General features: G+C 61.8%; 8 protein-coding genes. 5 read left to right on the forward strand and 3 right to left on the reverse strand.

The genetic code is table 11. The annotated features are described in order from the left end of the window. Window position 1: 1 nt before the first annotated feature. Window positions 2-805 (reverse strand): 2,5-didehydrogluconate reductase DkgB, encoded by an 804-nt coding sequence (gene dkgB / locus AC1RBR_RS09575; protein ID WP_492564010.1) that lies wholly within the window; start codon window positions 803-805, stop codon window positions 2-4. A gap of 292 nt (window positions 806-1,097) precedes the next feature. On the opposite strand from dkgB, the gene AC1RBR_RS09580 reads away from it, so the two are divergent. From AC1RBR_RS09580 to AC1RBR_RS09590, 3 genes are all read left to right on the forward strand, one after another. After that, window positions 1,098-1,964 carry a pirin family protein gene (locus tag AC1RBR_RS09580; RefSeq protein ID WP_492564012.1) on the forward strand — a complete coding sequence of 289 codons (867 nt, stop codon included), beginning with the start codon at window positions 1,098-1,100 and terminating at the stop codon, window positions 1,962-1,964. A 209-nt stretch (window positions 1,965-2,173) separates the two neighbouring features. After that, window positions 2,174-3,616 carry a mechanosensitive ion channel domain-containing protein gene (locus AC1RBR_RS09585; protein WP_492564014.1) on the forward strand — a complete coding sequence of 481 codons (1,443 nt, stop codon included), beginning with the start codon at window positions 2,174-2,176 and terminating at the stop codon, window positions 3,614-3,616. Between the two features lie 96 nt (window positions 3,617-3,712). Further along, entirely contained in the window at window positions 3,713-4,153 is a 441-nt protein-coding gene (locus AC1RBR_RS09590; RefSeq protein ID WP_492564016.1) for a carboxymuconolactone decarboxylase family protein, read from the forward strand. A gap of 132 nt (window positions 4,154-4,285) precedes the next feature. On the opposite strand, the gene AC1RBR_RS09595 is transcribed toward AC1RBR_RS09590, so the two are convergent. Continuing rightward, complete coding sequence (locus AC1RBR_RS09595) at window positions 4,286-5,878, reverse strand: DHA2 family efflux MFS transporter permease subunit (RefSeq protein ID WP_492564018.1); 1,593 nt, start codon at window positions 5,876-5,878, stop codon at window positions 4,286-4,288. Then, complete coding sequence (locus AC1RBR_RS09600; RefSeq protein WP_492564019.1) at window positions 5,875-6,996, reverse strand: HlyD family secretion protein; 1,122 nt, start codon at window positions 6,994-6,996, stop codon at window positions 5,875-5,877. The genes AC1RBR_RS09595 and AC1RBR_RS09600 overlap by 4 nt, the downstream gene beginning before the upstream one ends. Window positions 6,997-7,338: 342 nt before the next feature. Here AC1RBR_RS09600 and AC1RBR_RS09605 point away from each other — a divergent pair, with 342 nt between their 5' ends. Both AC1RBR_RS09605 and AC1RBR_RS09610 read left to right on the forward strand, forming a co-directional pair. Further along, window positions 7,339-9,066, forward strand: a complete 1,728-nt coding sequence (locus tag AC1RBR_RS09605) for a ShlB/FhaC/HecB family hemolysin secretion/activation protein (RefSeq protein WP_492564021.1) — start codon at window positions 7,339-7,341, stop codon at window positions 9,064-9,066. A gap of 113 nt (window positions 9,067-9,179) precedes the next feature. After that, window positions 9,180-13,646: a hemagglutinin repeat-containing protein gene (locus tag AC1RBR_RS09610; protein ID WP_492564023.1), complete on the forward strand. Its 4,467-nt coding sequence runs from the start codon at window positions 9,180-9,182 to the stop codon at window positions 13,644-13,646. Window positions 13,647-13,756 lie beyond the last annotated feature (110 nt).

The following is a 13,756-nucleotide window of genomic DNA, read 5'->3' on the forward strand; positions in this document are numbered from 1 at the left end:
ATCAATCCCACTGCGGGGCAATGCCTTTCGGGCTGGTCAGGCGCTGGCCCCGCTCCAGACCGGCGATCAGCGCCATGTCGGACTCGCTCAGGGTCAGCGCGGTGGCGCCGAGGTTGCTTTGCAGGTTGGCGCGTTTGGTCGACGATGGAATCACCGCGTAACCCGACTGCATCGCCCAGGCCAGAGTGACCTGCGCCGGGGTCGCTTGCAGGCGTTCCGCGATCTGCTGGATCACCGGATCCTTCAGCACTTCGCCATAGGCGAGGGTCATGTAGGAGGTGATCTGGATGCCCTGGCTGCGGGCGAACTCGACCACTTTGCGGTTTTGCAGGTACGGGTGCAGTTCGATCTGGTTGGTGGCGATGTTGTCTGCGCCGACCGCTGCGATGGCTTGTTGCATCAAGTCGATGGTGAAGTTGGACACCCCGATCTGCCGGGTCAGGCCCAGACGCTTGGCTTCGAGCAGCGCGCCCATGAATTCGGCGACCGGCACCTGATCTTCCGGCGACGGCCAGTGGATCAGTGTCAGATCGAGGTAATCGGTCTGCAATTTCTGCAGGCTTTCCTTGAGGCTGTCGATGAGACGGTCCTTGGCGAAGTTGGCGATCCAGATCTTGCTGGTGATGAACAGCTCTTCGCGAGCAATGCCGCTGGCGGCGATGGCCTGGCCGACCTCGGCTTCGTTCTCGTAGATCTGCGCGGTGTCGATGGCGCGGTAACCGAGTTCAAGGCCGGTGCGCACCGAATCGATGACCACCTGACCTTTCAGGCGAAACGTACCCAGACCAAAAGCGGGAACAGACATTGATGACTCCAGGATTGCAGTGGGAATGGGCAGGAGTATCCGCGTCTGTTTCCTTGAGAAAAACCGCTGCTGGGGCAAAGCACTGTTGAGCAGAAGTCATGAATCTTTCCCGATAGTTGTGTTGTCCGGACTGGCACCTTCGCGAGCAAGCCCGCTCCCACAAGAGATCAAGATTCAAAGGTGGGACTGTTCTATAAATGGAACACTAAGGCCGGTTTTTACCGTCTAGTCCTTCAGCCGTCATGGATTTAAGCTTAATCCATTGCGTCACCCACCTTTTCTGGAGGCAACCATGAAAAACATCATCGGTATCTACACCAGCCCTCGCGGCCATTGGGTCGGCGATGGTTTCCCGGTGCGCACTCTGTTTTCCTACGACAACCTGGGCAAACACATCAGCCCGTTCCTGCTTCTCGATCACGCAGGCCCGGCCGAATTCACCCCGACCACCGAGCGTCGTGGCGTCGGCCAGCACCCGCACCGTGGGTTCGAAACGGTGACCATCGTTTACTACGGCGAAGTGCAGCACCGCGACTCCACCGGCAGCGGCGGCACCATCGGCCCCGGCGATGTGCAGTGGATGACCGCCGCGTCCGGGATCCTCCACGAGGAGTTCCACTCGGATGATTTCGCCAGAACCGGCGGCAAGCTGGAAATGGTGCAGCTGTGGGTCAACCTGCCGGCCAAGGACAAAATGGCTGCGCCCGGCTACCAGACCATTCTCGACGGCGATATTCCGAATATCGCGTTGAAGGACGATGCCGGCCGGCTGCGGCTGATCGCCGGTGAGTTCGATGGGCATAAAGGCCCGTCGCACACTTTCACGCCGATCGACGTCTGGGACCTGCGGCTGAACGCCGGCAAGTTGCTGACGCTCGATCTGCACGAGGGGCGCAACACTGCGCTGGTGCTGTTGAAAGGTTCGGTGCAGATCAACGGTGTGGAAACTGCGGGTGTCGGGCAGTTGGTGCTGTTCGAGCGCGACGGTCGTCAGTTGACCCTTGAGGCCAGTGAAGATGCAGTGGTGCTGCTGCTCAGCGGCGAGCCGATTGACGAACCGATTGTCGGCCATGGCCCGTTCGTGATGAACACCGAGCAGGAAATTCATCAGGCATTCGCCGACTTCCAGTCCGGGCGTTTTGGCCAAATGCACGGGTAAATTCTCACCCCTGTGGGGGCGGGCTTGCTCGCGAAAGCGCAGTGCCAGTCAATGCATGTCTGACTGACCCTCCGCCTTCGCGAGCAAGCCCGCTCCCACATTGGTTTTCGGGTGTTTTTGCGGCGGCGTTCAATCTCTGAAATCAATTACTCCTACACTTGCCCAATCTGTGCGATCTTCTCGCGACCGGGCCCTGTCGGAGTGCTTTGATGTTGTCTTTTTTGACCGAACATCCGTTGTTTTGCGCGTTGATCCTGATCCTCCTCGATCTGGGCCTGTGGCGCCTGATCAGCTCCCGTGGCAGCGAGTGGAAGCTGCTGGTGCGGGTGCTGATTTTCACCCTGTTCAGTGCGGTATTGTTCAACGAAGGCCTCAACCCGATGGAGCCGGCGCCGTGGGCTGACAACGTGCCGCTGCATCTGGCGGCGACGGGGTTGCAGATCGGCTGGTGGCTGTTCGGCGCGCGTACCCTGACCGTGCTGATCGGCGCGGTGATGATGCAGCGCGTCGGGCACACCGGACGACTGTTGCAGGATCTGCTCGGTGCGGTGATTTTCCTGATCGCGATTATCGCGGCCCTGGCCTACGTGCTGGATCTGCCGGTCAAAGGTGTGCTGGCGACGTCCGGCGCCTTGGCGATCATCGTCGGTCTGGCGTTGCAGAGTACTCTGAGCGACGTGTTCTCCGGGATCGTGCTCAACACCACCAAGCCCTACCAGATCGATGACTGGATTTCGATCGACGGCACCGAAGGCCGGGTCGTCGACATCGACTGGCGCGCCACGCGTCTGCAGACCAGTCAGGGCAGCATGGCGGTGATTCCCAACTCGCTGGCGGCCAAGGCCAAGATCATCAACTTCAGCCGGCCGAGCAACATGTTCGGCCTGGCCGTCAGTGTGCAGGTCAGCCCGCATGCGCGACCGACCACTGTGATCGACGCATTGGAGCGGGCAATGCAGGGCTGCCGCCCGCTGCTGGACAATCCTTCGCCAAGCGTCGCGCTCAAGAGCTCCAGCAGCGCCGGCGCGGAATATGAGATCAGCGGTTTTGTCTCGTCGATGGATCAGAAACGCTCGGTGCGCAATCAGCTGTTCGATCTGGCTTACCGGCACTTGCAGGCGTCCGGGGTCAATCTGTTGTCGAGCGTGGAACCGAATGCGCCAAGCGGCCTGTCGCGGCCACGGGCGCTGCTCGACAGCTCGCCGATTTTCTCCACCCTGCGCCAGGAAGAGAAAGACACTTTCAGCCAGAACATGACCCTGCAAACCTTCCGTGCCGGGGAAACGATCCTGGAGGCCGGGGAGGTCAGCGATCATTTGTTCATCATCGAATCGGGCGTGGTCAGCGTGACCTTGACCCGCCATGGCAGCCCGTTCGAATCCGGGCGCATGGGACCGGGGGAGGTGATCGGCGAGGCTGGGATTCTGTCCGATTCTTCAGTGCCGGCAACCTTTGCGGCGAAAACCTTTTGCGCGTTGTATCGCATCGAAAAGACCTACCTGAAGCCGTGCCTGGATGCCCGCCACGACATCAATGAGGCGATGAAAGCCTTGCTCGATTATCGCCTGCACAAGGCTCAGACCCTGACCCAAGACGTGCCGCCCGTGGTGGCGAAAACCGGGTTTCTGCAGTGGTTGCGCAATCGCGTGTGATGCGGTGGTCTACTCGTCTTCCGGGAGATTGGCTATTTGTGCGGAGCGGGGGTGGGACTACCTTAGTCACACATTCACTGGCCCCGGAAACTCACCATGCAAACTCGTACCGATTTCTACACCGCTTCCCCTGACGCCATGAAAGCGATGATGGCCCTGGAAACCGCGGTCTCGAAACTGCCGCTGGAAAAGACCCTGGTTGAACTGGTCAAGCTGCGCGCTTCGCAGATCAACGGCTGCGCATTCTGCATCGACATGCACACCGCTGACGCGATCAAGGGCGGCGAAACCCCGCGCCGGCTGTTCGCCGTCACCGCGTGGCGTGAAGCGCCATTCTTCACCGAGCGTGAGCGCGCTGCGCTGCTGTGGACCGAATCGCTGACCCAACTGAGCCTGACCCACGCCCCGGACGAAGACTACGACATCGTCGCGGCGCAATTCACGCCCAAGGAAATGGTCGACCTGAGCGTGGCGATCAACACCATCAACAGCTGGAACCGTCTGGCGGTGGGCTTCCGCAAAATCCCGCAGCTCTAAGCCCCAGACACAATCTTTTGTAGGAGTGAGCCTGCTCGCGATAGCGATTATCCGTTCAACATTAATGTTGAATGAACTGGCGCCATCGCGAGCAGGCTCACTCCTACAGGGGGCATGCATTGCAGATCTGGATCAATGCCCATCCGCACTCGGCGCGGCCGGTGGTTGTACCTTGCGCATCAAGGGCACCATCGCCGTGGCGATGATGAAGCACAGCATGATCATCAAAAAGGTGTCGCCATAGGTCTGGGTCTGCGCCTCGCGGTAGGTCAGCAGCCACAGTTGACGCAGGCTGGCAGTGACCCCTACGTCACCGCTCTGACCCAGCGTCGCCAGGTTGCCACCGACCTGCGCCAGCCACTGATTCATCGCCTCGTTACTGCTGTTCAAATGCTCGGCCAAGCGGGTGAAGTGCAAGTTGGTGCGGTCATTGAGAATGGTCGCGCACGCAGCAATGCCGATCGCCCCGCCCAGATTGCGCATCAGGTTGAACAGCCCCGAAGCGTGCTTCAAGCGTGCCGGTGCCAAACCTCCCAATGTCAGCGTCACTGCCGGCGGCACCGCCAGTTGCTGGGCGATCCCGCGCAGCGCTTGCGGTAGCATCAACTCAGCGGAACCCCAGTCGTGGGTGATCGGACTGAACTCCCACATCGACACCGCAAACAAGCCCAGGCCGATCATCATGATCCAGCGCAAATCCATGCGATTGGCGAGAAAGGCATACAGCGGAATCGCCATGATCTGGAACACCCCGGTGGAAAAAACCGCCAGACCAATGTCCAGCGCGCTATAGCCACGCACCCGTCCAAGAAACAGCGGAGTCAGGTAAATCGTTGCGAACAGGCCGATCCCGGTGACAAAGGAAAAGAAACAACCCAAGGCAAAGTTGCGATCCTTGAGCGCGCGTAGATCAACGATTGGATTGGCCACGTGCAAGGTGCGCCCGATAAAGGCCAGACCCGCCAGAGCGCTGATCCACGCCGTGGTCAGAATCGTTTGATCGCTGAACCAGTTCCAGCGCGGGCCTTCTTCGAGGGTGTATTCCAGGCAGCCGAGAAACAGCGCAAGAAACACCATGCTCAGGTAGTCCGCACCCTTGAGCAGCGACAGCTCCGGCTGGTCGATCTTCACCAGCATCGGCACGGCTACGGCGACGAAAATCCCCGGCACCAGATTGATGTAGAACAGCCAGTGCCACGATGAAATGTCGGTGATCCAGCCGCCGATCACCGGCCCCAAGGTCGGCGCCAGCGACGCCACCGCACCGATGGTCGCGGCGGCGATTACCCGTTGTTTGCCGGTGAAGAAAAAGAACGCGGTGGTGAACACCAGCGGGATCATCGAACCGCCGAGAAAGCCTTGCAGCGCGCGAAAGGCGATCATGCTCTGGATGTTCCAGGCCACGCCGCAGAGCAGGCTGGCCAGAGTAAAACCGACCGCCGAGGCGCAGAACAGCCAGCGTGTGGAGAACACCCGCGACAGCCAGCCCGACAGCGGAATCACGATGATTTCAGCGATCAGGTAACTGGTCTGCACCCACGCGGTTTCATCGGTGCCGGCCGAGAGTCCGCCGCCGATGTCACGCAGCGACGCCGAGACGATCTGGATATCCAGCAGCGCGATGAACATGCCGATGCACATCGTGGCGAAGGCGAACACTTTGGTCGCGGTGGCCATGTCGGCGGCATTGAACGGTTGCGCCGGGGCGGTGAGGGCGGTGCTCATGGCGCGACGGCCACGGCACTGGTTTCGGCTTGTGCGCGGGTGTCGACTTCAGCGGTGACCGAGAGCCCCGGCCGCAGATGGCCAAGCACGCCGTCGGCCGGATCGAGCAGGATGCGCACCGGCACCCGCTGGACGATTTTGGTGAAGTTGCCGGTGGCGTTCTCCGGCGGCAGCACGCTGAATTGCGAGCCGGTGGCCGGGGCGAGGCTGTCGAGGCGGCCGTGGAATTCCTGGCCGGAAAGCACGTCGGCACGGATGCTCACCCGTTGTCCGGGTTTCATCCGCGCCAGTTGGTCCTCCTTGAAATTGGCATCCACCCACAGACCGCTGGCCGGCACCACCGACAACTGTTGCGAACCTGCCTGGGCATAGGCGCCGACCCGCGCGCGGCGGTTGCCGATCACGCCATCAACCGGCGCGCGCAGCTCGGTGTAGCCGAGATTCAACTGCGCCAGATCACGCTCGGCGCGGGCCTGTTGCAGGGCGGCGCGGGCCTGTTGTTTCTGAGTGTCGATCACCGCCAGTTGGCGCTGTGCGGCGAGCAGTTCGGCCTGGGCACGCGCACTCAGGGCCTGAGCGGTCTTGAAGGTGGCGTCGGCGCGCTGGGCACTTTCCACCGACACGGCATTGGTGCTGACCAGGCGTTTGTAGCGCGCATTGTCATCCCGCGAGCGGGCGGTTTCGGCACCGGCGGCATCGATGCCGGCGCGGGCCTGGCCGATCACTGCTTGCTGCAATTGCTCGGTAGCGTCGAGGTTGGCCAACAGCGCTTCTTCGGCGGCGACTGCGCCTTCGGCTTTGGCGAGGTTGGCGCGATAGTCGCGCGCGTCGAGGCGGATCAGCACGTCGCCGGCCTTCACCGACTGGTTGTCGCTGACCAGCACTTCTTCGATGTACCCGGCGACCTTCGGCCCGATCACCGTGACGTCGCCACCGATGTAGGCATCGTCGGTCTCTTCGAGAAAACGCCCGGTGCCCCACCAGTGAGCGGCGTACACGCCGAGCGCTACCAACGCAATCAGGCCGGCGCCGGTCAGCAGCAGGCGTTTGCGCAGTGGCAGTTTGGCGGGGGAGACCGGGGCAGACAGGTCTGGCTCAAGGGTGGGCATGCTGGTCATGGTGTAATACCTGCAGAAACGGGCTGTTATTACGGCTGTAATATGACGTGAGTAATATTTTGTGGCAATTGAATTTTTGTGCCGGTCGTCAGTTGCTTGCCAGGACTCGGGGTTTGGAGCGGTTTCGATAAACGACAGCGTCATTAATACGGGACAGGTCTTCGAAAACCCAATGAAAAGCCTCGGGGAAATCCTGATGGCGTGGCGTTGAACGCAGCAAAATCAATTGTTTAAGAAATGTAAGCGCTGTAGGAAGCGTCTTGCATTTGTGTAGGAAGGCTCTGACTATCACCAGCATTGATGAAGTGGCATTACGCCATTTTATGATTGCAAGGATGTTGCGTGCCGTATTCGCTTCGCGTTGTTTCTCGTCGTCGTTCCACGCTTTGCCCGCTGTTGTCGGCCTTTGTGTTGAGTGTGTGTGCTTCCTGGATTCAAGCGGCTGACCCTGTTGCGCCGGGTCAGGAAGTGCTGCGCCAGCAGCAACAGCAACAGCGCGATCTGCAACAACTGCAGATGGAACAACGCAAGCGCCAGCTGGAGCGCGGTGCGTTCGGCCCGGCGCCGGCCACACCAGCGCTCCCGCAGACAGTCGCCCCCGATGAACGTTGCTGGCCGCTAAGTGGCACGCGCATCGGCGGTGTCACGCTGATCGACAGCGACAAACTCAACGCCCGGATCAAACCGCTGCTGGCGCCGTGCATGGGCGTCGGCCAGATCAACCATTTGCTGGCGACCATCACCGCGAGCTACGTCGAAAAGGGCTACATCGCCAGCCGCCCATATCTGCTGAGCGCGCCGGCGGCGGGGCAGTCGCTGGACATCATGATCGACGAGGGCTACATCGAGTCCATCGAACTGGCCGATCAGAGCCTGCCCGTTTCGCTGGGCGGCGCGTTCCCGCACATGCTCGGCCAGCCGCTGAACCTGCGCGATCTGGAGCAGGGCCTGGATCAGCTGAACCGCTTGCGCTCGATTGACCTGACCGCTGACATCGCCCCCGGCAGCCAGCCCGGCGCGTCGCGAATCATCCTGCGTTCGCGCACGGCCGGGCAGTCGCGCTGGGCGTTGGGCCTGGGCATGGACAACCTCGGGAGCGCCAGCACCGGGCGTGATCGCGATACCGTAAGTCTGAGCTTAGACAGCCCGTTGCAACTCAACGATCTGTTGAGCCTCAGTGCCAGTGACACGTTGAATCAGGGCGACCGCTACAGTCGCAACGCCAGCCTGTATTACGCGATTCCCTACGGCTACTGGACCTACAGCGCGTTCGCCAGCCACGCCGAATATCGTGCGCCGTTCAAACTGCCCAGCGCGACCTTGTACAGCACCGGCATCACCGATCAACTGAGCCTGCGCGCCGACCGCGTGTTGTGGCGCGACCAGAGCCGTCAGCTCAGCGCCAACCTGCAACTGGCGCACAAGGACGTCGACAGCTATCTGGAAACTGTCCGTCTGGGCATTCAAAGCCCGACCCTGACCGTGGCCGAAGCCGGACTCAATCTGTTCTGGCTCGACCGTGCGGTGTGGAACCTCGACTTCACCTATTCGCAAGGCCTGCGCTGGCTGGGCGCCGATGACGACGCCAATCACGCGGTCAGCAACCTGCCCAAAGCGCAGTTTCGCAAGTACCGCGCCGGCCTCAGCCAGTGGCGCAACGGCCAGTTCGGCGCGCAAGCGTGGCAGTGGCAGAGTCAGCTCAATCTGCAATACAGCCCCGACCCGTTGCCGGCCATCGAACAACTGCTCGGCACCGACGATTCGGCGGTGCGCGGTTATCGGGTCAGCAGCGCATCCGGTGCCAGCGGCGCGATCTGGCGCAACACCTTGCGTCTGCCGCTGCGCAGCGATTGGCCGGTGCAGATCACCCCGCGCGTGGGCCTGGACAACGGCTGGCTCAAGGCTGACCACGGCGCCCAGGGCCAACGCCTGAGCGGTGCCAGCGTCGGGCTGAATCTGGGCTGGAAGAATCTGCAAGTGGACGTCGATTACCAACGCGCCCTCAACACCCCCAAAGGTTTACAGCACGAGCCAGAGACCTGGCTGATGCGCGTGGGGTTGCAGATATGAGCACCACCGAAACTTATCAAGCAGTGAACAAACAGCCGTCGGATCTGAGCGCGACAGCCACGGCCAAGACTAAATCGCGCGCCGTGATGCCGTACTTACATGGAGACGTTTTTATGCCAGCACACACCTTTGCATTCCATCTTTCTCCTCGGGGTAAATTGCGCTGGGCGATTGCCAGCCTGTTCTTCGCCGTGCACCTGCCCAACGCCATTGCCGGCGGTGTGGTGGTCGCTCCCGGCCCCGGCGGCACCGCGCAATTGCAGACCCAGGGCGGCGTGCCCATCGTCAACATCGTCGCGCCCAACGGCTCGGGCCTGTCGCACAACCAGTTCCTCGACTACAACGTCGACCGTCAGGGTCTGGTGCTGAACAACGCCTTGCAGGCCGGGCAATCGCAGCTCGCCGGGCAACTGGCGGCCAACCCGCAATTACAGGGCCAGGCGGCGAGCGTGATCCTCAACGAGGTGATCAGCCGTAACCCTTCGGCGATCAATGGTGCCCAGGAAATTTTCGGCCGCGCGGCCGATTATGTGCTGGCCAACCCCAACGGCATCTCGGTGAACGGCGGGAGTTTCATCAACACGCCGAACGCCAGTCTGCTGGTCGGTCGTCCGGAATTGAACGACGGCAAACTGCAAGCCTTGAACACCCGCGACGCCAGCGGTCAGTTGCAGATCCAGAGTGGCGGCCTGCGTAACGCCGAGGGTTCGGTCAACCTGATCGCCCCGCGTATCGACAGCCAGGGCCGCATCGATGCCCGCGATCAACTGAACCTCACGGTCGGACGCAATCAGGTCGATTACGCCAGCGGGCAGGTTAAAGCTGTGGATCCGGCTGGCAGCACTAAAGATCAACGCATCGACGCCAGCCTGTTCGGCGCGATGCAGGCCGGGCGCATCAACATCGTCAGCACCGCCGAAGGCGCGGGCGTGCGCGTGGGTGCGGTACAAGTGGCCGGGCGTGACGGCGTGCAGATCCGTTCGGCTGGCGACCTCAGCGTCAGCGGTGAAGCCATCCCCAACAGCCTCGAAGTGACCCGTGCCGGCATTCGCAGCAGTCAGGGCGATGTTGGTCTGCACAGCGGCAACGATCTGACGCTGGCCGCCACCGACGTCAGCGCTCGCGACGTCAGCGTCAATGCCAAGCGCAATCTGACCCTGAGCAGCGTCGAAAGCCGCAAGCTCCAGGAGCAGCGCGAAAACTGGAGCAACAGCACCATCGGCATCACCTGGGAAACCTACGACCGCACCCAGACCGACAGTGAAACTCGCCAGCACGGCAGCCAGATCGTCGCCAGCCGCGACGCCAAATTGTCCTCCGGCAAAGACACCGAACTCAAAGCCGCGAAAGTTGAAGCGGCGAAAAATCTCGATGTGCAGAGTGGCGGCGATTTGCACCTGACAGCTGCCACCGAAAGCCACACCCAGACCGATCAGGGCAACCATCGCAAGCATCTGTGGAAGGCTGACTGGAACAACAGCAGCGAAGAGCAGCGGAGCATCGGCAGTCAGTTGAAGGGCGGCAATATCGCGCTGCAAACCGCCGCGTTGCTGCGCGCCGAAGGTGCCGAACTGAACAGCACCGGCGATGTGAAACTGGCGGGCAAGCAAGTGGACGTCACCACCGCCACGCGCACCAGTCGCAGCAACAACAACAGTTACTCCGGCGACCTGGTTGGCGGCGGATTCTTCGGCAAGACCGGTGATGCCGACAAGGGCCAGACCCGGCATCAGGGCAGCAAAATCAATGCGGCGGGCAAACTGATCGTCAAGGCTGACGACGTGCGCATCAGCGGCAGCCAAGTCCGTGGCGGCACCGAGGCCAGCGTGATCAGCGATCAGGGTTCGCTGGTGATCGACGGCGTGCAGGACACTTCGCACAGCAACAACCACGACAAGGACAGCAAGTTCTTCGGTATCAGCAAGGACGAGTCGCGGCAGAACGCCAAGGACAGCACCACGCTGCGCAGCGAGCTGGTGTCCGACAGCAACCTCAAGCTCAAAAGTGCCAAGGACATCGAAGTCGCCGGCTCCACGGTCAAGGCCGGCGGTGCGCTGACGGCGGACGCCGCCGGTGATGTGAACGTGCATTCCGCGCAGAACACCCACGACAGCAGCTCGACCACCGAGACCCGTGGCTTCGATGCCTACGCCAAGGAGCAAACGCCGGAGCAATACCGCGCCGGGGTGCACTACGAAGACAAGCAGCAGACCGTCACCCGCAACGACGTCAACCAGCAAGGATCGAGCCTCAGCGGCGGCAGCGTGCAGGTGAAGGCCGGCGGCGATCTGACGATCAAGGGCGGTGAAGTCAAATCCACGGCCGGCGACACCACCCTGAGCGGCAAAAATGTGTCGTTGCTGGCCGAACAGGACAGCCACAAAACCTCATCCGACACCTCCAGCACCGGCGGCGGTTTCTACTATACCGGTGGCCTCGACCGGGCCGGCAGTGGCGTCGATTTTGCCCACAGCACCACGCAAGACAGCAGCAGCAAAACCAGCGCGCAAACCACCAATGTGCAGAGCAGCGGCAGCCTGAACATCAACGCCGACAAGCTGGTTACCGAAGGCGCGCAGGTCAAGGCTGGCAACGGCGTGAACGTCGCGGCCAACGAGATCGACAACCGCGCCGCCAGCAACACCGAAAGCAGCAGCCACAATCAGAGCAACTGGTCGGCGGACATCGGCGCCAACGTCGAGTACAAGGACATCGCCCGCCCGATTGCCGGTGCAGTCAAGGATGTGCTCAACGGCAAGGTGCCGGACAAGGAAGCCCTGAGCAATCTTGGCCAGCCGAACGTCGGCCTCGACGTGGCGATCGGTCACGGCAGCGCTGACAAGACCGAGCACAACAGCAACGCCGTGGTCAGCCGTTTCGACGGTGGCAGCGTCGAGGTGAAAACTGCCGGCACCCTGCACGACGAGGGCACCCAGTACAGCGCGAGCAACGGCAAGGTCAACATCAGCGCCGATAAACTGGTGGCCGATGCCGCGAGCAACACCCACAGCAGCACCGATAACTCAGTGGACGCCAAGGTCGACGTGCGGGTCTACACAAAGACCGGCGAAGACGTGAACGTCGCCGGCAGCGGTGCGGGCGGCAACAGCTACAGCAGCAAGGACAGCAGCACCGCAGTGGTTGGCGGTTTTGCCGGCAGTCAGGGCGTGAACATCAAAGTGGGCGGTGACGCGCAGTTCGCCGGCAGCCGTTTTGACGGCGGCCAGGGCGGTGTGAGCATCAATACCGGCGGCGATCTGGCGCTGAATCAGGCCAGTGACCGCCAGAGCAGCAGCGACTCCAGCCTGCGCGGCAACGGCTCGCTGACGGTCGGCACCTTGCCGGGCACCGACGGCACCAACGTCGACCTCGGCGCCGGCTTCCAGCTCGATCACACCGGCAAGCAGACCACTGACACTCAGGCCCATGTGGCGAGCATCAGCGGCAACGGTCCGGTGCAACTGAGCAGCGGCGGCAATCACGTTCAGCAAGGCACGAAGATCGACAGCGCCGGCGCTATCGATCTGCACGCTGATGGCAAGCTTGATCTGCAAGCGGCCACCGCTACGCACACCGCAACCGGCAGCAATCTCGGCGGCGGTTTGAAGGGCGGAGGCAGCAAATCCAGCAGCGAGAAGAGTCGTGATCAGGGCGGTAATCTGAGCGGCAACTTCAACATCGGCCGGATCAACGAAAGCTCGCAGACGTTGACCGGTGGCCAGCTCAACAGCCAGAGCGGGGTCGCGCTGAGCGGTGACGCGGTGCACCTGCAAGGCACGCAAGTCGGCGCGCCGAATGTCAGCATCGATGCGCAGAAGGGCGGTTTCGTTCAGGAATCGGCGCAGTCCACCGAGAGCCGCAACAACTGGAACGTTGTGTTGAATGCCGGCGGCAACCTCAGCAGCAAGACCCCGACCGCTGCCGACGAAAAGGCCAGCAGCGATCACGGCTTCAATGTCGGGGCCAAGATTGGTGTCGATTATCTGCAAGGCACCACCCAGCAAAACAGCTATATCAAGGCTGACAGTGTGGTGCTCAACAGCGCAGGCGATGCACAACTGTCTGGCGCGCGGATCGACGCGAACACTGTCGGCGGCAAGGTCGCCGGTGATCTGACCGTCGAAAGCCGTCAGGACTCGAAGACGCAAGCCAAGGTCGATGTCGATCTGGGCCTGACCGCGAAGAAGAACCCACCAAGCGACAAGGAAAAACTCGCTGGCACCGACTACAAACCAACGCTGAAAGCGCAGGGCGAATACGCGCACAAGGACAGCGTGGCGCAGGCGTCCGGCATCAGTGGCAATCAGGGTGTGAAGTTGAACGTTGGTGGTACGCAGCTGACCGGCGCACGGATTTCATCGACGGACGGCAAGGTCGATCTGGGCGCTTCGAAAGTCGGTAGCAGCGATCTGGTCAACCGTGAATATGGGGTGAAAGCCGGGCTGGATCTGCCGCAGAAAACCGAGGAGAACGCACCGAAGGTGTCATTCGATAACGGCAGTCTGAAAGTCGGTCCGGTGACCTTGAGCGGCAATCTGGACAGCCAGACCCTGCAGGCCGGGATCGACGAAAAAGGCTGAGCAGCACCGCTGTAAAAACTGTGGGAGCGGGCTTGCTCGCGAAGGCGGTGGTTCAGTCGATAAATTAGCTGACTGAATTGACGCTTTCGCGAGCAAGCCCGCTCCCACAT

This window comes from Pseudomonas sp. GW823-FHT01D03, from assembly GCF_058798255.1.